Genomic DNA, 19,445 nt, shown 5'->3' on the forward strand with positions numbered 1-19,445 from the left:
CCACGCATGCTGCATCCCCAAGCCAAGGCCTTCATCGACCTGCTGATCGAGAAAGGCGTTCCGCCGACGCACACGCTGCCATACACCGACGCGCGCAGGTTCTACCGCGAGCGCCGGGCCCTCGCGCAGCCCGAACCGGGCGAGGTGGCGCTGGTGCGTGACTTGAGCGCCGAGGGGCCGGGCGGGCCGATTCCGCTGCGTTACTACCGCCCGCTGGGTTCGGATGCTTCGGCGGTGCTGCCGGTGCTTGTCTACTACCACGGCGGCGGCTGGACCATCGGGGACCTCGATACGCATGACACCCTCTGCCGGGAGCTGTGCAACCTCTCCGGTTGCGCAGTGGTCGCGGTGGACTACCGCATGGGTCCGGAGCACCGCTTCCCGGCCGCCGCGGACGACGTGCTCGCCGCCACGCGCTGGGTGCGCCAGCAGGCGGCCTCGCTCAAGGTCGACGCCAACCGCCTCGCGGTCGGCGGCGACAGCGCCGGCGGCAATCTCGCCGCAGTGGTGGCGATCGCCGCGCGCGACGCAGGCAACCTGCCGATCGCCTTCCAGCTGCTGATCTACCCCGCCACCGACATGCGGCGCGGCCACGCATCGCACACCACCAACGGCCAGGGCTACGTCCTGACCAGCGACAGCATCACCTACTTCCACGACCACTACATCGACGACCCGAAGCACGACCTCGACTGGCGCGCCTCCCCGCTCCTGCACGAGAACCTCAAGGGCCTGCCGCCCGCGCTGGTGCTCACCGCCGGCTACGACCCGCTGCGCGACGAAGGGCTGGACTACGCCCGAGCACTCACCGAGGCCGGCAACCGCGCGGTCTACGTCTGCTTCGAGCGGCAGATCCACGGCTTCATCACGATGGGCCGGATCCTCGATGAAGCCGGCTCGGCCGTGGCGCTGTGCGCGGGCGAGCTGCGCCGCGCGCTGAAGCCCTGACGGCGCCCCCGGCCGCGTCCGCGTCCGCGAAAGCAGGGTAAAGCCCGCTATTGCGCGGAGTCAAAGCTCGGTATCTTGTTGTATCAATGGTCTCCGCGCCCGTGATTCCATCGGGCGCGGCGGCCGGGTGCCGGCCGCAGTCCCACCGTGCAAGGAGTCGAACATCGTCTCGCCTGCCCAACGTGCTGATCTGCTCAACGTCGAGGGCGTCACCGTGCGCTTCGGCGGCATCACGGCGCTCGACAAGGTCTCGTTCGCGGTGGCGCCGGGGCACATCGTCGGGCTGATCGGGCCCAACGGCGCTGGCAAGACGACGCTCTTCAACTGTCTCTCGCGGCTCTACGACTTCAGCGAAGGCCGCATTCTCTTCGAGGGCCGCTCGCTGCTCGCCACGCCGGCCCACGGCATCGCGGCTCTCGGCATCGGGCGCACCTTCCAGAACCTGGCGCTCTTCCAGACCATGACGGTGCGGCAGAACATCCTGCTCGGCGGCCATTGCCGCACGCGCAGCGGCTTCTTCTCGAACGCGCTGCGGCTGCCCTGGGTGCGGCGCGAGGAGCAAAGGCTCGAAGCCCACGCCGACCAGCTCGTGGAGTTGCTCGACCTGCGCGGCGTCGCCGACACACGCGTCATGGACCTGTCCTTCGGCACCCAGAAGCGCGTCGAACTGGCGCGCGCGCTCGCGAGCAGCCCCAAGCTGCTGCTGCTCGACGAACCCGCGGGCGGGCTCAACCACGAGGAAGTCGGCGTGCTCATGGCGCTGCTTCGGCAGGTGCGCGACCGGCTCCGGCTCACGATGCTGCTGGTCGAGCACCACATGAACCTCGTCATGCGCGTGTCGGACCGCGTGGTCGCGCTGGACTTCGGTCGCGTCATCGCCAACGGCTCGCCGGCCGAGGTGCAGGCCGATGCCGAGGTGGTGCGCGCCTACCTGGGAGGGACCACCTGATGCCCGCGCTGCTCGAAGTCCGCAGCCTCGAGGCCCGGTACGGCCCGAGCAAGGTCCTGCACGGCCTCGACTTCGGCGTGGAGGAGGGCGGCATCACCACCATCCTCGGCGCCAACGGCGCGGGCAAGACGACCACCCTGCGCGCCGTCTGCGGCATGGTGAAGACGCAGGGCGAGATTGTCTTCGCCGGCAGCCGCATCGACGGCCGGGCGACGGAAAGCATCGTGCGCCTCGGCGTGGCCCACGTGCCGGACGGCCGCGGCACCTTCGTCGACCTGAGCGTGGAGGAGAACCTCCGCCTCGGCGCCTACACGAGGCGCGACAAGGGCGAGGTCGCGGCGGATTTCGAGCGCGTGTACGAGCACTTCCCGCGCCTGCGGGAGCGCCGCCGCCAGCAGGCCGGCACCCTCTCGGGCGGCGAGCAGCAGATGCTTGCCGTCTCGCGCGCACTGATGCTGCGGCCGCGCCTGCTGCTGCTCGACGAGCCCTCGTTCGGCCTCGCGCCGCGCATCGTGCAGGAGCTCTTCGAGATCTTCGGCGAGATCAACCGGCGCGATCGCGTGAGCATGCTGCTGGTGGAGCAGAACGCCGCGCTGGCGCTCAGTCTGGCCGACCGCGCCTACCTGCTCGAAACCGGCCGCGTGGTGATCTCCGGCAGCGCCGAGACCATCCGCAACGACGAAGCGGTGCGGCGTTCGTACCTCGGCTACTAGCGCTACGGGAGACCGAGATGAACGTCCTGCTCCAACAAGTGCTCGCGGGCCTCGCCACCGGCGGCATCTATGCCAGCCTGGCGCTCGCGCTGGTCATGATCTACCAGGCCACGCATCTCGTGAACTTCGCGCAGGGCGAACTGGCGATGTTCTCCACCTACATCGCGTGGAGCCTGATGCAGGCGGGCGTGCCGTACTGGGGGGCGTTCGCCGCCACGGTGGCGGTGGCGTTCGTGCTCGGCGTGCTGATCGAGCGGGTCATCGTGCAGCCGGTGGAAAACGCGCCCATCCTGTCGATCGTGATCGTCTTCATCGGCCTCCTGGTGATCCTCAACAGCCTGGCCGGGTGGATCTTCACCTACACGATCAAGCCCTTCCCGAGCCCGTTTCCGGAGCAGCCGATCTTCGGCAATGCGTACGTCGGCCCGCACGAGCTGGGCTCCATCGGCGTCACGCTGGTGGTGCTGGTCGCGGTGTTCGTCTTCTTCCGATTCACGCCGCTGGGGCTGGCGATGCGGGCGGCTGCGCAGAACCCCGTGTCCAGCCGGCTGGTGGGCATCCGGGTCGGCTGGATGCTCGCGCTCGGCTGGGGGCTCGCGGCGGCCATCGGCGCGATCGCCGGGATCATGGTCGCGCCGAGTGTGTTCCTGGAGCCGAACATGATGGCCGGCATCCTGCTCTATGCCTTCGCGGCGGCCCTCTTGGGCGGCATCGACAGTCCCGGCGGCGCGGTGCTCGGCGGCTTCATCGTGGGCGTGCTCGAAAACCTGGCCGGCGTCGTGCTCGGCACCGAGCTCAAGCTGACGGTCGCGCTGGCGCTGATCGTCGGCGTGCTTGTGATCCGCCCTTCGGGGCTGTTCGGCAAAGTTCACGTGAGGCGGGTCTGAGCCATGGCTGCGCGCGACGAATCCAGGCGCGTGCCTTTCGGCAAGGCGCAACTCATCGGCTTGTTGGTGGCGATGGCCGTCGCCTGCGTGCTGCCGTTCGTGGTCAGCAACTACCGGGTGTTCCAGTTCACGCTGGCGCTGGTCTATGCGATCGCGCTGCTGGGGCTCAACATGCTCACGGGCTACAACGGCCAGATCTCGCTCGGCCATGGGGCGTTCTACGCCATCGGCGCCTATGTCGCGGCGATCCTCATGGACAAGTTCGGCGTGCCGTACTGGATGACGGTGCCGATCGCTGGTGCGGTGTGCCTGCTGGCGGGCTTTCTCTTCGGCCTGCCGGCGCTGCGGCTGGAAGGGCTCTACCTGGCGCTCGCGACCTTCGCGCTCGGCGTGGCGATGCCGCAGATCCTCAAGTACAAGCACCTGGAGCCATGGACCGGCGGCGTGCAGGGCATCGTCATCGTGAAACCCGACCCGCCCGAGTGGACCGGCCTCACGCAGGACCAGTGGCTCTACTTCGTCGTCCTCGCGACCTTGCTGCTGCTGTTCGCCATCGGCTGGAACCTGCTGCGCGGCCGCATCGGGCGCGCCATGGTCGCGATCCGCGACCAGCCGATCGCGGCGCAGGCGATGGGTGTCAACACCGCAATGGTCAAGTCGCTGACCTTCGGCGTCTCGGCGATGTACACCGGCATCGCGGGGGCGCTGGGCGCGATCGTGATCCAGTTCGTCGCGCCCGATTCGTTCTCGATCTTCCTGTCGATCTCGCTGGTGGTGGGCGTGGTGGTCGGCGGCCTGGCGTCGATCCAGGGCGCGATCTACGGCGCGCTGTTCATCCAGTTCATCCCCAACGTGGCCGACCAGATTTCCAAGGCGGCGCCGTGGGCGATCTACGGCATCTTCCTCATCGCCTTCATGTACGCGATGCCTACGGGCGTGGCCGGGCTGGTGCAAACGGCCATCGGTCGACTCCGGCGGCGGCGCAAACGTTGACTGTTCGTAGTCCGTCCCGGTCGCGCCCGGCGGGCCCGTCCGGTTTGTGTTCGTTCGATGACATGGAAGGAGACACACCATGAGGTTCAGTCCAGACCGCCGTGCCGCCCTGCTCGCCGTCGCGGGCGCGGTGGCCCTGTCCGTCGCCGCACCGGCCGCCGCGCAGAAGAAGTACGGCCCCGGCGCCTCCGACACGGAAATCAAGCTCGGGCAGACGATGCCCTACAGCGGCCCCGCCTCGGCCTACGGAACCATCGGCAAGCTCCAGCAGGCCTACTTCAAGATGATCAACGACAGCGGCGGTATCAACGGCCGCAAGATCAACCTGATCAGCCTGGACGACGGCTACAGCCCGCCCAAGGCGGTGGAGCAGGTGCGCCGGCTGGTCGAGCAGGACGAGGTGCTTGCGCTGTTCAATACGCTGGGCACGCCGAGCAACACCGCCATCCACAAGTACGTCAACGCGAAGAAGGTGCCGCACCTGCTGCTGGCGACCGGTGCGACGAAGTGGAACGACCCCAAGAACTTCCCGTGGACCATGGGCTTCAACCTGAGCTATCAGGCGGAGGGCGCGATCTACGCCAAGTACCTGCTCAAGGAGAGGCCCGACGCGAAGATCGCGATCCTCTACCAGAACGACGACTACGGCAAAGACTTGCTCAAGGGCGTGAAGGACGGGCTCGGCGCGAAGGGCGCCAAGATGATCGTGGCCGAGGCCACCTACGAGGTGAGCGATCCGACCGTCGACTCGCAGATCGTCACGTTGCAGGGCTCGGGCGCGAACACCTTCATCAACATCACCACGCCCAAGTTCGCGGCGCAGGCCATCCGCAAGGCCTACGACTCGGGATGGAAGCCGCTGCACATCGTCAACAACGTGGGCGCGTCGGTGGGCTCGGTGCTGGTGCCGGCCGGGCTCGACAAGTCGACCGGTCTGCTGACGCTGCAGTACTACAAGGACCCGAACGATCCGCAGTGGAAGGACGACCCGGCAATGCTCGAATGGCGCGCCTTCATGGGACGCCACTACCGCGAGGGTGATCCGAAGGATGCTTCCAACGTCTATGCCTACCTCGCGGCGCAGACCATGGTGCAGATCCTCAAGCAGTGCGGCAACGACCTGACGCGCGAGAACGTGATGAAACAGGCCGCCAACATCAAGAACCTGAAGCTGCCGCTGCTGCTGCCGGGCATGGCGCTGAACAGCTCGCCGACGGACTTCGCCCTGGTCAAGCAGGGGCAACTGGCGCGGTTCACGGGGACCTTGTGGCAGGGCTTCGGTGAAGTCCTGAACACCTCCGATTGACGCCCTAAGGGAAAGTCCCCTCGTCCCGGCGGACACCGGGCGAACGGCCCGTCGCTACGATCGCCCCATGGCGGGTCGGCCATGGGGCCGACCACCGCCCTGCGGAGGACGGCATTTTGGTCAGCAGGCAGACGAGCGAGGCGCCCCGCGACGGCGGCCGGGGCGAGCGCCTCATGTGGATCACGCCCCAGCGGGTGTTCTATGCGGGCCTCCTGGGAGCGGCGGCCGAGCGCGCCATGGGCGGGCACGGCGTGTACGTCTCGCCGACCGGTGCGCCGCTCTCCATCTGCATCGGCGGCGGCGCCTGGCAAAGCGGCGAATTGCTCGTGGTGCCGCCGCAGGTGCCGCACCAGGTCAGGACCGAGCACCGGCTGGTGCTCAATCTCCTGATCGAAGCCGAATCGGTCGACCCTGCGCGCCTGCCGCCCTTCATGCAGCACTGCGGCCCGGTCGATGCGCCGGCCTTCGTGCGACGCGTGCGCGACGCGCATGTCCGGCTGCTCGAAGCCTCCGGCAGCGGCAGCTTCGAGGGCCTCGAGTTCGACACGCTCTTCTTTGGCGAACGGCTCGCCATGCGCACCATGGATGCGCGCATCCGGGCCGTGGTCGATCGCATCAACGCCGATCCGGCAGAGCAGACCTCGGCCGAGGAATGCGCGGCGGCGGTCAGGCTCTCGTTCTCGCGATTCCTGCACCTGTTCAAGCAGGAAACCGGCGTCACCTTCCGCGCCTTCCGCGGCTGGAAGCGCGCGCGCAGCCTGCTGCGTCACGTGCGCCAGACCGCCACGCTGACCGACATCGCGCTCGATACCGGCTACCCGGATTCGACCCACTTCAGCCACTCGATCCGGCAGGTCTACGGCCTGCGCCCGAGCGACATCCTCGCCGGCTCGCGGCGCCTCGCACTGCACCAGTAGAGCGCGGCGGCTTGAGCCGCCGAATGCGGGTCAACCCTCTGCGCGGCGCGAGGAACCCACCGCTATAAACCGCGAAACCCGGTCGGGACACCTCCTTGCAACTACTCCAGCTTCTGCTTTCAGGTATCGCCCAAGGCTGCATCTACGGCCTGATCGCGCTGGGCTTCGTGCTGATCTACAAGGCCACCGAGACGGTGAGCTTCGCGCAGGGCGAGCTCATGATGCTCGGTGCGTTCGCGGCCTTCGCGGGCATGTCGCTCTTCGGGCTGCCATTCTGGCTCGCGGCGCTGCTGGCCATCGGAGCGATGGTCGCCTTCGGCGTGCTGCTGGAACTGGTCGTGATCCGGCCGATCCTCGGCCAGCCGCAGTTCTCGATCGTCATGCTGACCATCGGCATCGGCTACGTCGCGCGCGGGCTCATCACGATGATCCCGGCCATCGGGACCGAGACGCACACGCTGGCCGTGCCCTACAAGGACGAGATCTGGAAGCTCGGCGAGCTGGTGCTGAATGTCGAGCAGATGGCCATCATCCTCGCGACCGCGGTGCTGTGCGCGCTGCTCTTCGCGATGTTCCGCTACAGCAAGCTCGGCATTGCGATGCAGGCCTCGTCGCAGAACCAGCTCGCGGCCTACTACATGGGCATCCCGGTGAAGCGGCTCAACGGACTGGTGTGGGGTCTCGCGGCGGCGGTCGCGGCGATCGCCGGCATGCTGCTCGCGCCGATCACCTTCGTGCACGCCAACATGGGCTTCATCGGGCTCAAGGCCTTTCCGGCGGCGGTGGTCGGCGGCTTCGGCAGCCTGCCGGGCGCGATCGTCGGCGGGCTGGTCATCGGCATCGTCGAATCGCTCGCGGGCTTCTACCTGCCCGACGGCTTCAAGGACACGGCGCCGTACATCGTGGTGCTGGTCATGCTGATGGTGAAGCCCAACGGGCTGTTCGGCGAGAAGCTGCGGAAGAAGGTCTGAACCCATGCGCTTCATCTTCAAGACCAGCTACGCGCAGGACATCAACCTCGCCAAGCATGGCGGGCATGTGTTCTGGTATAGCCTGCTCGGCGCGGCGCTGATCGCCGCGCCGTGGGCGCTGCCCGAATACTGGCTCGCGCAGCTCACCTTCGTCCTGATCTACGGCATCGTGGGCCTTGGGCTGATGCTGCTCGCGGGCTTCACGGGGCAGTTCTCGATCGGCCATGCGGCCTTCCTGGGCACCGGCGCCTACACGCAGGCGGTGCTCGCGAACATGGGCGTGCCGTTTCCGCTCGCGCTGGTGGCTGCGGCCGCGCTGTCGGCGGCGGTGGGCGTGGTGGTCGGGCTGCCGGCGCTGCGGGTGAAGGGCATCTACCTCGGCATCGCGACGCTGGCCTTCGGCTTCATCGTGGAAGAGGTGTTCGCGCGCTGGGAGTCGGTCACCGGCGGCAACTCGGGGCTGCATGTGAAGTCGCCGACCGTGTTTGGCGTGGAGTTGGGTTCGAGCGAGAACTTCTACCTGGTGTGCCTGATCGTCGCCGTGCTGTGCACGCTCGCGATCCTGAACCTGCTGCGTTCGCCGACCGGGCGTGCCTTCGTTGCGATCCGCGATTCGGAGATCTCGGCGCAGAGCATGGGCATCCACCTGGCGCGCTACAAGACGCTGTCGTTCGCGATCTCGGCGGCGCTGGCGGGCTTGGGCGGTGCGTTGTACGCGCACAAGCTGAGCTTCATCTCGCCGGACCAGTTCAACATCCTGCAATCCATCGATCTGCTGCTGCTGGTGGTGATCGGTGGGCTCGGTTCGGTGCACGGCGCGTTTCTCGGTGCGATCTTCCTCATCGCGATGCCGCAGTTGATCGCGCTGGGCAAGGACTGGCTGCCGCCGGTGATCGGGCAGGCGCCGGGGCTGCAGGGGTTGGTCTATGGCCTCGTGCTGATCGCCTTCGTGCTGTTCGAGCCACTGGGGCTGTACGGGCGCTGGCTGAAGGTCCGAACCTGGCTGCAGCTCTTCCCGTTCTATCGCCGGGGCCTGTTCAAGCGGCAGAAGTCCTTCACCAAATCAGATCGCCTGAGATGAGCGACGCGGACATTCTTCTTTCGGCGAAGGACCTGAGCGTGCGCTTCGGCGGCGTGCTCGCGGTCAACAAGGTGAGCTTCGACGTGCGGCGTGGCGAGGTGTTCACGCTGATCGGGCCGAACGGCGCGGGCAAGACGACGGTGTTCAACCTGATCAGCCGCATCTACACGCCGACGACCGGCGAGATCGTGTGGCACGGCGAGGGGTCGCCCTCGCAACTCACGCAGCGCGCACCGCACGAGATCGCAGCGCTGGGCATTGCGCGCACCTTCCAGAACATCGAGCTGTTCGAGCATGCGACGGTGTTGCACAACCTGCTGATCGGGCGGCACACGCATCGCAAGACGGGCTTCTGGAGCGAGGTGTTCTTCACGCAGGCCACGCGCCGTGCGGAGATCGAGGCGCGCGAGGTGGCAGAGAAGGTCATCGATCTGCTGGACTTGCAGCACCATCGCGATTCGATGGTGGCGGGGCTGCCCTACGGTGTGCGCAAGGTGGTCGAGCTCGCACGGGCGCTGTGCACCGAGCCCAAGCTCCTCTTGCTCGACGAGCCTTCGTCGGGGCTCAACGTCGAAGAGACGGCGGACATGGCGTTCTGGATCCAGGACATCCAGCATGAACTCGGCATCTCGGTGCTGATGGTGGAGCACGACATGTCGCTCGTGTCCAAGGTGTCGGACCGGGTGCTGGCGATGAACATGGGGGAGGCCCTGTCGACGGGCATGCCGCGTGAGGTGCAGTCGGATCCCCGGGTCGTCGAGGCCTATCTCGGGACGGTCGATGACGTAAGCAGCCTGCGAAGGAGAGCGACATGAGCGACACCGTCCTCCAGCTTCTCAACGTCGAAAGCGCCTACGGCCCGATCAAGGCCATCCGGGGCGTCAGCCTCAAAGTCCGCCAGGGCGAGATCGCCACCGTCCTGGGTTCCAACGGCGCAGGCAAGACGACGATCCTCAAGACCATCTCCGGAATCATCGACCCGAGAAAGGGCAGCATCGAATTCCGGGGTCAGAACATCACCGCCAAGGACCCGGCGTACATCGTCCAGCAGGGCCTCAGCCACGTCCCCGAAGGCCGCGAAGTGTTCCCGCTCCTTTCGGTGCGCGACAACCTGCTGATGGGCGCCTACACGCGCAAGGACCGCGACGGCGTTGCGCGCGACATCGAAACGGTCTACGGCTACTTTCCGATCCTCAAGGAACGCGCCGCGCAGGATGCCGGCCTGCTCTCCGGCGGGCAGCAGCAGATGCTCGCCATCTCGCGCGCCATCATGGCCGCGCCGCAGCTCATCCTCCTGGACGAGCCCAGCCTCGGGCTGTCGCCCAAGCTCACCAAGGAGATCTTCGAGATCGTCGTGCGCATCAACCGCGAGCGCGGCACCACCATCCTGCTGGTCGAACAGAACGCCAACATGGCGCTCAATGCATCCGACTACGGCTACGTGCTCGAGAACGGCCGCATCGTCATTGAGGACACCTGCGAGCGCCTGCGCGAGAAGGAGGACATCAAGGAGTTCTACCTCGGCCTGAAGGACGATGGCGTGCGCGGCGAGCGCCGGTGGAAGAAGAAGAAGACCTGGAGGTAGCGAGCGATGACCACCAAGGCTGCCACATCCCCCGGGCTCTGGGACATGAGCCACATCCAGCCGCGCAGGGACATCGTCGTGCCCGGCGAAACCATTCCGGCCATGTTCTGGAACGCCGCTCGCATGCGCGCCGACAAGGTGTGGATGCGCCAGAAAGAGCTCGGCATCTGGAAGAGCTGGACCTGGCGCCAGACAGCCGATGCCGTCGCCGAGGTCGCCGGCGGCCTCATGGCCATCGGCTTCGCGCCCGGCGAGTGCGCATCCATCCTCTCCAACACCGTCATCGAATGGGTCCTCGCCGACCTGGCGGTGCTCAGCTGCGGCGGGGTCTCCAACGGCATCTACCCGACCGACGCCCCATCGCAGGTGCAGTATCTCTGCGAGGACTCCCGCACCACCGTCCTCTTCGTCGAAGACGACGAGCAGCTCGACAAGGCCCTCGAAGTCCGCGCCGAGCTCCCGCTGCTGCGAAAGATCGTCGTCTTCGACATGGAAGGCCTGCGTGAGCTCGACGACCCGGGCGTGATGAGCCTCCACGACCTGCGCGCCCTCGGCCGCGAATACAACCAGGCCCATCCCGACGCGCTGGAGCAGCGCGTCGCCGCATGCCGCCCCGACGACCTCGCGATCCTCGTCTACACCTCCGGCACCACCGGCAAGCCCAAGGGCGCGATGCACAGCCACCATGGCCTCGTGTACACCGCGCGCGGCTACAACACCCTCATCGCGCAGGACGAGCGCGACGAGCGCATGTGCTTCCTGCCGCTGTGCCACATCGCCGAACGCATGGGCGGCGAGTACTTCGCGCTTTACGCGGGCTCCATCCTCAACTTCGTCGAGAACCCGGAGACCGTGCCCGAGAACGTGCGCGAGATCGCGCCGACGGTCTTCACCGCCGTGCCGCGTGTGTGGGAGAAGTTCTATTCCGGCGTGATGATCGCCCTGAAGGAAGCCAGCGCACTGCAGCAGGCGGCCTACCGGTGGAGCATCGGCGTCGGCACCACGATCGCCGACCGCGTGCTCGCGGGCCAGGCGGTGGGCGGCATGTTGAAGTTCAAGTTCCGCATCGCACGCTGGCTGGCGCTGGACAACGTGCGCAAGATGATCGGCATCCACCGCTCGCGCTTTCTCGTCACCGGCGCGGCGCCGATCTCGCCGGATCTCGTGCGCTGGTATCTCGCGCTCGGCGTGCCGATGCTCGAGGTGTGGGGCATGACCGAATCCTGCGGCGCCGCCACCGGCGTGCCTGCCACGCGCATCAAGCCCGGCGCGATCGGGCCGGCCGCCGAATACAACGAAGTCCGCATCGACGACGCCACCGGCGAAATCCTGGTGCGCGGCCCGAACGTCTTCATGGGCTACCTCAACCTGCCCGAGAAGACGGCGGAAACCATCGACGCGCACGGCTGGCTGCACACCGGCGACGTCGGCACCGTGGACCAGGACGGGTATTTCCGCATTACCGACCGCATGAAGGACATCATCATCACGGCAGGCGGCAAGAACGTCACACCCAGCGAGCTGGAGAACGAACTCAAGTTCAGCCCCTACATCACCGATGCGGTCGTCATCGGCGATGCCAAGCCCTACCTCACGGTGATCGTCATGATCGACCAGGAGAACGTCGAGAAATTCGCGCAGGACCACGACGTGCCGTTCAGCAACTACCAGAGCCTCACCCGCTCGCGCGAAGTGCAGGACCTGATCCAGTCCGAGATCGACCGCGTCAACGCCAAGTTCGCGCGCGTCGAGCAGATCAAGAAGTTCTTCCTCCTCGAAACCCAGCTCAGCGCCGAAGACGAAGAACTCACGCCCACGATGAAGCTCAAGCGCAAGCTGGTGCAGACCAAGTACGCCGATCGCATCGAGGCGATGTACGCCTAGTGACGGTCCGACCCGTGTTCTTAGCCAACTCAGGAGACAGCGGTATGAAGATCAAGACCCTCATCCCTTTTGCGGCGGCCGCCGGCCTCGCGATGGCATCCGGCATCGCCGGCGCGCAGCAGCAGGGCGTGAGCAAGGACGAGATCCGGATCGGCACGATCCAGGACCTCTCCGGCCCGCTCGCGGGCTTCGGCAAGCAGGCGCGCAACGGCATGCAGCTCGCGGTCGATGAGCTCAACGAGCAGGGCAGCGTCCAGGGCCGCAAGCTCAAGCTCTTCGTGGAGGACTCCGGCTACGACCCCAAGAAGGCGGTGCTCGCGGCGCAGAAGCTGGTCAACCAGGACAAGATCTTCATCATGGCCGGCCACATCGGCACCGCGCAGAACATGGCGGCCATGCCGGTGCAGTTCGAGAAGAACATCATCAACTTCTTCCCGATCACCGCCGCACGCGAGATGTACGACCCCTTCCACAAGCTGAAGTACTCCTTCGCGGCGACGTACTACGACCAGATCCGCCTGGCGCTGCCCAAGATGATCAAGGACAAGGGCGCCAAGAAGGTCTGCACCATCTACCAGGACGACGAGTTCGGGCTTGAAGTGCAGCGCGGCGCCGAGGCGGGCCTGAAGTCGGTCGGCATGGAGTTGACCGAGAAGACCTCGTACAAGCGCGGCGCCACCGACTTCTCGTCGCAGGTCGCCAAGATGAAGGCCGCCGGCTGCGACCTCGTCGTGCTCGGCACCATCATCCGCGAGACGATCGGCACCGTGGGCGAGGCGCGCAAGACCGGCTTCAACCCGACCTTCCTCGGATCGAGCGCGGCCTACACCGACCTCATCCACAAGCTCGGCGGCAAGCCCATGGACGGCATCTACGCCACCATGACCGTTCAGAACCCCTACACCGACGAGCAGGCGCAGAACATCCGCTTCTGGGCCAACAAGTACAAGACCAAGTTCAACGAGGACCCGACGGTGTTCTCGGTGTATGGCTACTCGATCATCCAGGACTTCATCCAGGCCGCGAACAAGGCCGGCCCGAACCTGACGACCGACACCTTCATCAAGGCCATGGACAGCAGCACCTTCGAGCCCGACATGTTCGGCAGTCCGAAGATGACCTTCAGCCCCACCAAGCGGCTGGGCAATGACCAGTCCCGCCTGTCGCAGATCGTGGACGGCAAGTGGAAGGTGGTGTCGGACTACGTGGCGCCGTGATGCGTCCCGGCGTGCGGCCGTCCCGGCCGCACACCTGAATCGCGCGCGGCGGTCCGCGATCGTCACGCAGTTTCTCGCCGGCCAGTTCGATCCGCACCTCGATCGGGCCGGGTGCGCGAAACGCCTCGATGCCGGCGTCGATCCGGCCCAGCACCTGGATCGCGCCGCTGATCGTCTGCCCGTCGTGCCCGTGGAAGATCGTGAGATCCGGCCCGGGCGACCAGCAGATCATGTCGCCGACCTCGTAGCTCTGCGTGCTCGTTCCTCTGCCCGAGATCGCCTTGGGCAGCGGGCCGAATTTCTCGCGCCGGAACATGTCGTGCATCGTGATCGTCATCGGCAGCATCAGGGCGAACTCGCGGGCCGTGTCGTTGTCGGCCAGCGTGGCCGCAATCACCTTGTCATTCAAAACCAGATGAACCTTCATGGTGAACCTCGTCTGTCAATCGGTTGGAGTGCGTGCGAAAGGCGATGGCCCCTCGCCGCGGACGCCTCGCGGCGCCGCTGGATTCAGGAATCGGAAATGCGCGGCGGCCGTCGCCTGCGCGTCGGCGACGGCCGGCTTGCGCGTTGTCTCAGTTGTTCGTGCGGCCGCCGAGCTGGAGCTCGCGCAGGCGCTTCACGTCGCGCGCCGGCGGCATGCCGAAGAAGCGGCTGTACTCGCGGTTGAACTGCGATTGGCTTTCGTAGCCCACCCGATGTCCTGCGGTCGCGGCATCGACGTGCTCGCTGATCATGATCCGCCGTGATTCCTGCAACCGCAGCTGCTTCTGGAACTGCAGCGGGCTCATCGCGGTCACCGCCTTGAAATGCTGGTGCAGCGACGACACGCTCATGTGCACCGCATCGGCGATGTCCTCCACCCGCAGCGGCTCCTGATAGCGCTGCGACAGCAGGCTGATCGCCTGCGCGATGCGCTGCGAATGGCTGTCCACCAGCGCCATCTGCGCCAGCCGCCAGCCATCGGGCGACTTCAGCAGCCGGTAGAGAATCTCGCGCGTGATGAGCGGTGCGAGCGCCGGCACATCCTCCGGCGTATCCAGCAGCTTGACCAGCCGAAGCAGCGGGTCGAGCAATGTCGCCGACAGCTCGCCGGTGAAGATGCCGCGCTCCGACGCGCGCCGCTGCGGCTGCTCGCCGAGCTGGAGCTCCAGCCCGAGTGCCGCGATGTCCTTCGGATCGAAGCTCAGACGCAGGCCGAGGTAGGGTGCCTCGGGCGATGCGTCGATCACCTGGCCCGACACCGGCAGGTTCTGCGACACCACCAGGTACTGGCTGCTGTCGTAGACATAGACCTCGTCCCCCAGCAACACCCGCTTGCTGCCTTGCGCCAGCACGCAGAAGGCCGGCTCGTGCATCGCGCGCACCGGCTTCTGCATCTGCGAAGCGCGGGCGAGGACGAGGCGCGGGATCACCGTCTCGTGCGCGCCGTCGGTGGCGGTCGCGCGATCGATCATCGCGGCGAGCTCGGCCCGCATCACCGTGGCCTGCAAGGGGCCGGAGGGGCGATCGCTGCGCAGTGCGTGGGGGGTGGAAGTGAGCATGGGTGGAAGCTTAGGCATCTCGCCGCCGCTTGTCTGCGGTTGCGCGCGATGGCCGGACGATCGTGCAAAGATCTTCAACGATTCTGCAAGCGGTGCGGTCCGCCGCGTCGCTCGCGTCGATCGGCGCAAAATTACGCGCAGCCCCCATGCATCGCTTCACCCGCCTCGCTCTCATGCCCGATTGGCTCCGGGCCGCACGCCTGCTGGCGTGTATTGCGCTTGCCGTCGTGGCGACCGGATGCGCGCTGCCGCCGCTCGAGGGCCGCAGCCAGTCGCATGCCTTGCCGGCGGCCGAAGCTCGCAGCACGGCGCTGGGCCAGGCCGTCGACGCGGTCGCGCAGCAGCATCCCGGCCTCAGCGGGATTCATGCGCTGACCGACGCGCACGAGGCGTTCGCAGCCCGGGTGCAATTGGCCCAGCACGCCGAGCGCACGCTGGACGTGCAGTACTTCATCTGGCGCGACGACACCACCGGCCACTTGCTGCTGGAAGCGCTGCGCGCGGCGGCCGACCGGGGCGTGCGTGTGCGCCTGCTGCTGGACGACTTTGGCGTCGCCGGCCTGGACGAAGAGCTGGCGGCGCTCGATGCCCACCCCCACATCGAGGTTCGCCTGTTCAACCCGTTCGTGTCCCGGTCCTTCAAGCCATTGGGCTTCGTGACCGACTTCTCCCGCGCCAACCGGCGGATGCACAACAAGAGCTTCACCGCCGACAACGCCGTCACGATCCTCGGGGGGCGCAATGTAGGCGACGAATACTTCGGCGCCACCGACGGCGTGCTCTTCGCCGACCTGGACGTGCTGGCGACGGGGCCGGTGGTCGGGCAGATCTCGAACGCGTTCGACGCCTATTGGGCCAGTGCGTCCGCCTATCCGATCGCCTCGATGGTGAAGGCGCCTTCCGCGGAAGTCGTGGCCGCGATCGCGGCGCGCGAGGCCCTGATCGATCGCTCGGAGCGGGCGGCGATCTACAAGAAGGCCGTGCGCGAGTTGCCTGCCTACGGCGCGTTGATCCGGGGCGACCTGCGGCTGATCTGGGCGCCTGCGCGCCTGCTGGTGGACGACCCGGCCAAGGGCCTGGCGCTGGCCGAGCCCGAACAACTGCTGCTGCACCACATGCACGAGGCCGTCGGCACACCGGTGCGTGCGCTGGACCTGGTGTCCCCGTATTTCGTGCCCACCGATTCCGGGACTGACTATTTCGTGGACCTGGCCCGCCAAGGCGTGCGGGTGCGCATCCTCACCAATTCGCTGGCCGCCACCGATGTGCTGCCGGTGCATTCGGGCTACGCGCGCCATCGACAGCGGCTGCTGGCCGCGGGGGTGGTGCTGTACGAACTCAAGCCAGAGCCCGGCGAGTCGGTCACGAAGCCCGTGCGAAGGGATGAAGGATCGTGGATGCCGGGCGGCTCGGGCAGCGGCGCCAGTTCGGGCTCCAGTCTGCATGCCAAGACCTTCGGCGTGGACAAGAAGCGCATCTTCGTCGGCTCCTTCAACTTCGATCCGCGCTCGGCCCGCTTGAACACCGAGCTGGGGATCATCATCGACAGCCCCGAACTGGCCGCGAGCATGTCGGAGATATTTGCGCAGCGCGTGCCGCTGAGCGGCTGGGAGGTGCAGCTCCATCCCGGCAACGGCACGCTGCAGTGGTTCGACGCCGCAGGCACGCCGCCGCAGACCCTCTCGGTCGAGCCCGGCACGACATGGTGGGAGCGCGCCGCGGTGCGGCTGCTCGAGCCGCTGCCGATCGACTGGTTGCTCTGAGGCGGCCGCCCGCTCAGCGCAGGACCAGCACCGGCGTGTGCGAGTGCGTGAGCACCTGCAGGGTCTCGCTGCCCATCAGCATCCGCTTGATGCCCTTGCGCCCGTTCGAGGCCATGACGATCACGTCGCATTGATGGTCGCGCGCGGCCTCGATGATGGCGTCGGAGACGGTCTCCGACTGCACGACGATGGCCGTCGTCTTCTTCACGCCCTTGGCGTCGGCGGCGGCCTTGACCTGGTCGACCGTGCGCTGCGCCTCGGCGTTGATCTGCTCGACCAGCCGGGCGACATCCACTTGCGGGAGCACGACCGAGCCTTCGAAGTAGCTGTTGGGGTCGCGGCGGACGACCCGGACCGCGACCAGCTCCGCCTGCATCGTGAGGGCCAGATCGATCGCGCTCTGAACCGCCAGCTCCGAGAGCTCGGAGGCGTCGGTGGCAACGAGGATGCGTTTGTACATCGCCATGGTGTGCTGCTCCATAGGCTGGAAAAGCCCAGCCGCAGAGCCCAGCCTAGCGCACCCGTGGGCGGCGGGCAAGGCGCACGAAGAGCGGAACCGGAAGGCCCTCCTAAGCCCGTTCCGCCGCCAGCCGGATCGGGACGCGCATTTCGGGCGTCTGCGCGGCGCGCGCCCGCAACTGCCCGCAGCCGCCATCCACGTCCTGTCCCGCGGAGTAGCGCAGCTTCGTCAGGATGCGCCGATCGAGCAGCGTCCGGGCGATCTGCTTGCAGCGCTCGAACGAGGGGCGGTGGAAGTCCGTTCCATCGATCGAGTTGAAGGGGATCATGTTCAGCACGCAGTACTTGCCGGACAAAAGGCGCACGATGCCTTCGATCTCGTCCTCGCCGTCGTTGATGCCTTCGAGCAGCGTCCACTGGTATTGGATGGGGTAGCCGGTGGCGCGCGCGTAGCGCTCGGCTTCGGCGACCAGTTCCTCAGGCGTCAGGTTCGGTGCGCGCGGCAGGAGCCTCCGGCGCAGCTCGGCGCGGGTCGTGTGCAGCGACAGCGCGAGCGCCGGCTTCACCCGGCCCTGTTGCAGCCGCTCGAACGCACGTGGGTCGCCCACGGTGGAGAACACCAGGTTCTTGTGCCCGATGTCGCCCGCGGTGCCCAGCAGCTCGATGGCCTCGATCACGTTGTCGAGGTTGTGCGCCGGCTCGCCCATGCCCATGAAGACCACCTTGCGCACCGGCCGGCGCTGGCGCGCGAGGGCGACCTGCGCCACGATCTCCGCACTGCCGACCTGGCGCAGGAGGCCGCCCTGCCCGGTCATGCAGAACTGGCAGCCGACCGCGCAGCCGACCTGCGACGAGACGCACAGGCCGCCGCGGGGCAGCAGCACGCTTTCCACGGTCTGGCCGTCGGCGAGCGCGACGAGCAGGCGCTCGGAGCCATCCGCGCCCGGATGCACCGAGCGGATGTGTGCCAGCGCCGCCAGATCGGCTTCGATGGCCGGCAGTGCCGCGAGCAGCGACGAAGGAAAGAAGCTCTCGGGCAGCCGCCGGCCGCTGTTGCGCGGCAACGCGTGGGACCACAGCCGCAGCACGCGGTGTTCGTGGAGTGGGCCCGCGCCGGCTTCGTGGAGCCGGCGCTTGAGTTCTTGGATTCGCATGAGGGCCGATATTGTGCCTAGCCCCTTTACTGGATCACCTTGTCCGCCCGCGCCAGCACCGAGCGCGGGATCGCATAGCCCAGCCGCTTGGCCGTGTTCAGGTTGATGAGCAGCTCGAACGTCGTCGGTTGCTCGATCGGCAGGTCGGCTGGCTTGGCGCCCTTCAGGATGCGCACCACGTAGCGCGCGCCGTCCTTGCCCTCGTTGACGTAGCCGGGACCGTAGGCCATCAGGCAGCCGTTCTCGGCATAGTCGCCGCGCGCGCAGATGGACGGCAGCTTGTGCTCGATCGCCAGTTCCGCGATCAGCTTCTGGTTGGAATTGGCGACCGGGTTCAGCGTGACCCACACCGCGTGGCTGTGCGCCTTGACAGCTTCCTTGAACGCGGCCGCATAGCTCTCCGCGCTGCTCGCTTCCATCGAATAGAGTTCCAGCCCCAGTTGCCGCGCCGGCTGCTGGCTGGCTTCCCATTGCGGGATGGAGCCGGGTGCCTTCGGATCCCACAGCACGGCGACGCGGACCATCTTCGGGTTGGTCTCCTTCAGGATCTCCAGCCGCTTGCCGGTGAGGATCGCCGCCACATTGGTGACGCCGGTCGCGTTGCCGCCGGGCCGCGCGAGGCTTTCGGCGAGGCCGGTGGTGATGGGATCGGTCACACCCATGAAGACGATCGGCACGGTGGAGGTCGCCTTCTTCGCCGCCTGCGCCGCATTGGTGGTCACGGCCACCAGCACGTCGACGTTCAGCGCGACCAGATCGGCGGCGTGCCTGGGAAGCCGCCCGAGATCCTCGCTTTCGTGGCGGTAGTCGACCTGGAGGTTCTGCCCTTCGACATAGCCGAGATCGCGCATGCCCCGGCGGAAGGCCTCCAGCCGAGGCGCATCGGCGGTGGCCGAGACGGCTGCGAGGTAGCCGATGCGCACTGCCTTCTTCGCTGGCTGCTGCGCCTGCGCGAGAGGGGCGGCCGCCAGCAGCGCGGCGCAGATCAGAAACCGCAGAAACTTGCTGCGCATCGGCGTCTCCTGGTTGCCAGCGTGCTTCGGATCCGGATTTTGCGCCGCTTCGGCCGCTTTG

General features: G+C 67.2%; 19 protein-coding genes. 14 read left to right on the forward strand and 5 right to left on the reverse strand.

What is annotated here, in order from left to right:
* The first annotated feature begins 6 nt into the window (after positions 1–6).
* From BLW05_RS11075 to BLW05_RS11135, 13 genes are all read left to right on the forward strand, one after another.
* Positions 7–948 (forward strand): alpha/beta hydrolase, encoded by a 942-nt coding sequence (locus tag BLW05_RS11075; RefSeq protein WP_093162534.1) that lies wholly within the window; start codon positions 7–9, stop codon positions 946–948.
* Between the two features lie 163 nt (positions 949–1,111).
* On the forward strand, positions 1,112–1,897 hold the full coding sequence (locus BLW05_RS11080) for an ABC transporter ATP-binding protein (protein WP_093163132.1): 786 nt from the start codon (positions 1,112–1,114) through the stop codon (positions 1,895–1,897).
* Complete coding sequence (locus BLW05_RS11085; protein WP_093162536.1) at positions 1,897–2,610, forward strand: ABC transporter ATP-binding protein; 714 nt, start codon at positions 1,897–1,899, stop codon at positions 2,608–2,610. The genes BLW05_RS11080 and BLW05_RS11085 overlap by 1 nt, the downstream gene beginning before the upstream one ends.
* A 17-nt stretch (positions 2,611–2,627) precedes the next feature.
* Positions 2,628–3,497 carry a branched-chain amino acid ABC transporter permease gene (locus tag BLW05_RS11090; protein WP_093162537.1) on the forward strand — a complete coding sequence of 290 codons (870 nt, stop codon included), beginning with the start codon at positions 2,628–2,630 and terminating at the stop codon, positions 3,495–3,497.
* A 3-nt stretch (positions 3,498–3,500) separates the two neighbouring features.
* On the forward strand, positions 3,501–4,490 hold the full coding sequence (locus BLW05_RS11095; protein ID WP_093162538.1) for a branched-chain amino acid ABC transporter permease: 990 nt from the start codon (positions 3,501–3,503) through the stop codon (positions 4,488–4,490).
* Positions 4,491–4,569: 79 nt separating this feature from the next.
* Positions 4,570–5,796 carry an ABC transporter substrate-binding protein gene (locus BLW05_RS11100; RefSeq protein WP_093162540.1) on the forward strand — a complete coding sequence of 409 codons (1,227 nt, stop codon included), beginning with the start codon at positions 4,570–4,572 and terminating at the stop codon, positions 5,794–5,796.
* Positions 5,797–5,969: 173 nt separating this feature from the next.
* Positions 5,970–6,713 (forward strand): helix-turn-helix domain-containing protein, encoded by a 744-nt coding sequence (locus BLW05_RS11105; RefSeq protein ID WP_093163133.1) that lies wholly within the window; start codon positions 5,970–5,972, stop codon positions 6,711–6,713.
* A gap of 95 nt (positions 6,714–6,808) precedes the next feature.
* Positions 6,809–7,684 (forward strand): branched-chain amino acid ABC transporter permease, encoded by an 876-nt coding sequence (locus tag BLW05_RS11110; RefSeq protein WP_093162541.1) that lies wholly within the window; start codon positions 6,809–6,811, stop codon positions 7,682–7,684.
* A 4-nt stretch (positions 7,685–7,688) separates the two neighbouring features.
* A complete protein-coding gene (locus tag BLW05_RS11115; protein ID WP_093162543.1) occupies positions 7,689–8,765 on the forward strand; it encodes a branched-chain amino acid ABC transporter permease in 1,077 nt (358 codons plus the stop codon).
* On the forward strand, positions 8,762–9,580 hold the full coding sequence (locus BLW05_RS11120) for an ABC transporter ATP-binding protein (RefSeq protein ID WP_093162544.1): 819 nt from the start codon (positions 8,762–8,764) through the stop codon (positions 9,578–9,580). Before BLW05_RS11115 ends, BLW05_RS11120 begins: the two co-directional genes overlap by 4 nt.
* Positions 9,577–10,350: an ABC transporter ATP-binding protein gene (locus BLW05_RS11125; protein ID WP_093162546.1), complete on the forward strand. Its 774-nt coding sequence runs from the start codon at positions 9,577–9,579 to the stop codon at positions 10,348–10,350. Before BLW05_RS11120 ends, BLW05_RS11125 begins: the two co-directional genes overlap by 4 nt.
* A gap of 6 nt (positions 10,351–10,356) precedes the next feature.
* Positions 10,357–12,234 (forward strand): AMP-dependent synthetase/ligase, encoded by a 1,878-nt coding sequence (locus BLW05_RS11130; protein ID WP_093162547.1) that lies wholly within the window; start codon positions 10,357–10,359, stop codon positions 12,232–12,234.
* Positions 12,235–12,278: 44 nt separating this feature from the next.
* A complete protein-coding gene (locus BLW05_RS11135) occupies positions 12,279–13,451 on the forward strand; it encodes an ABC transporter substrate-binding protein (protein WP_093162549.1) in 1,173 nt (390 codons plus the stop codon).
* On the opposite strand, the gene BLW05_RS11140 is transcribed toward BLW05_RS11135, so the two are convergent.
* Both BLW05_RS11140 and BLW05_RS11145 read right to left on the reverse strand, forming a co-directional pair.
* Positions 13,357–13,878 (reverse strand): cyclophilin-like fold protein, encoded by a 522-nt coding sequence (locus BLW05_RS11140; RefSeq protein WP_093162550.1) that lies wholly within the window; start codon positions 13,876–13,878, stop codon positions 13,357–13,359. The two genes, BLW05_RS11135 and BLW05_RS11140, sit on opposite strands and share 95 nt — an antisense overlap.
* A 148-nt stretch (positions 13,879–14,026) precedes the next feature.
* Positions 14,027–14,995: an AraC family transcriptional regulator gene (locus BLW05_RS11145; RefSeq protein WP_177142623.1), complete on the reverse strand. Its 969-nt coding sequence runs from the start codon at positions 14,993–14,995 to the stop codon at positions 14,027–14,029.
* A gap of 146 nt (positions 14,996–15,141) precedes the next feature.
* Here BLW05_RS11145 and BLW05_RS11150 point away from each other — a divergent pair, with 146 nt between their 5' ends.
* Positions 15,142–16,758, forward strand: a complete 1,617-nt coding sequence (locus BLW05_RS11150) for a phospholipase D family protein (protein ID WP_371126936.1) — start codon at positions 15,142–15,144, stop codon at positions 16,756–16,758.
* Positions 16,759–16,771: 13 nt separating this feature from the next.
* Here BLW05_RS11150 and BLW05_RS11155 read toward each other — a convergent pair whose 3' ends face one another.
* The 3 genes from BLW05_RS11155 to BLW05_RS11165 all read right to left on the reverse strand — a co-directional run bounded on the left by BLW05_RS11155 (position 16,772) and on the right by BLW05_RS11165 (position 19,384).
* Positions 16,772–17,218, reverse strand: a complete 447-nt coding sequence (locus BLW05_RS11155; RefSeq protein WP_093163138.1) for a universal stress protein — start codon at positions 17,216–17,218, stop codon at positions 16,772–16,774.
* Positions 17,219–17,327: 109 nt separating this feature from the next.
* The gene (locus BLW05_RS11160) at positions 17,328–18,371 is read right to left on the reverse strand and encodes an RNA methyltransferase (protein ID WP_093162552.1); all 1,044 of its coding nucleotides are present in this window, start codon (positions 18,369–18,371) and stop codon (positions 17,328–17,330) included.
* Between the two features lie 26 nt (positions 18,372–18,397).
* Entirely contained in the window at positions 18,398–19,384 is a 987-nt protein-coding gene (locus BLW05_RS11165) for an ABC transporter substrate-binding protein (RefSeq protein WP_093162553.1), read from the reverse strand.
* Positions 19,385–19,445 lie beyond the last annotated feature (61 nt).

The sequence above is a fragment of the Variovorax sp. YR216 genome, from assembly GCF_900107745.1.
Taxonomy (GTDB): Bacteria; Pseudomonadota; Gammaproteobacteria; order Burkholderiales; family Burkholderiaceae_C; genus Variovorax.

Bases quoted from the DNA above. Each gene is read 5' to 3' on its own strand.
- BLW05_RS11125 (WP_093162546.1), top strand. From the start codon at position 9,577: ATGAGCGACACCGTCCTCCAGCTTCTCAACGTCGAAAGCGCCTACGGC.
- BLW05_RS11085 (WP_093162536.1), top strand. From the start codon at position 1,897: ATGCCCGCGCTGCTCGAAGTCCGCAGCCTCGAGGCCCGGTACGGCCCG.
- BLW05_RS11165 (WP_093162553.1), bottom strand. From the start codon at position 19,384: ATGCGCAGCAAGTTTCTGCGGTTTCTGATCTGCGCCGCGCTGCTGGCG.
- BLW05_RS11160 (WP_093162552.1), bottom strand. From the start codon at position 18,371: ATGCGAATCCAAGAACTCAAGCGCCGGCTCCACGAAGCCGGCGCGGGC.
- BLW05_RS11135 (WP_093162549.1), top strand. From the start codon at position 12,279: ATGAAGATCAAGACCCTCATCCCTTTTGCGGCGGCCGCCGGCCTCGCG.
- BLW05_RS11145 (WP_177142623.1), bottom strand. From the start codon at position 14,995: ATGCTCACTTCCACCCCCCACGCACTGCGCAGCGATCGCCCCTCCGGC.
- BLW05_RS11105 (WP_093163133.1), top strand. From the start codon at position 5,970: ATGTGGATCACGCCCCAGCGGGTGTTCTATGCGGGCCTCCTGGGAGCG.
- BLW05_RS11075 (WP_093162534.1), top strand. From the start codon at position 7: ATGCTGCATCCCCAAGCCAAGGCCTTCATCGACCTGCTGATCGAGAAA.
- BLW05_RS11155 (WP_093163138.1), bottom strand. From the start codon at position 17,218: ATGTACAAACGCATCCTCGTTGCCACCGACGCCTCCGAGCTCTCGGAG.
- BLW05_RS11100 (WP_093162540.1), top strand. From the start codon at position 4,570: ATGAGGTTCAGTCCAGACCGCCGTGCCGCCCTGCTCGCCGTCGCGGGC.
- BLW05_RS11140 (WP_093162550.1), bottom strand. From the start codon at position 13,878: ATGAAGGTTCATCTGGTTTTGAATGACAAGGTGATTGCGGCCACGCTG.
- BLW05_RS11115 (WP_093162543.1), top strand. From the start codon at position 7,689: ATGCGCTTCATCTTCAAGACCAGCTACGCGCAGGACATCAACCTCGCC.
- BLW05_RS11150 (WP_371126936.1), top strand. From the start codon at position 15,142: ATGCATCGCTTCACCCGCCTCGCTCTCATGCCCGATTGGCTCCGGGCC.
- BLW05_RS11120 (WP_093162544.1), top strand. From the start codon at position 8,762: ATGAGCGACGCGGACATTCTTCTTTCGGCGAAGGACCTGAGCGTGCGC.
- BLW05_RS11095 (WP_093162538.1), top strand. From the start codon at position 3,501: ATGGCTGCGCGCGACGAATCCAGGCGCGTGCCTTTCGGCAAGGCGCAA.
- BLW05_RS11090 (WP_093162537.1), top strand. From the start codon at position 2,628: ATGAACGTCCTGCTCCAACAAGTGCTCGCGGGCCTCGCCACCGGCGGC.
- BLW05_RS11130 (WP_093162547.1), top strand. From the start codon at position 10,357: ATGACCACCAAGGCTGCCACATCCCCCGGGCTCTGGGACATGAGCCAC.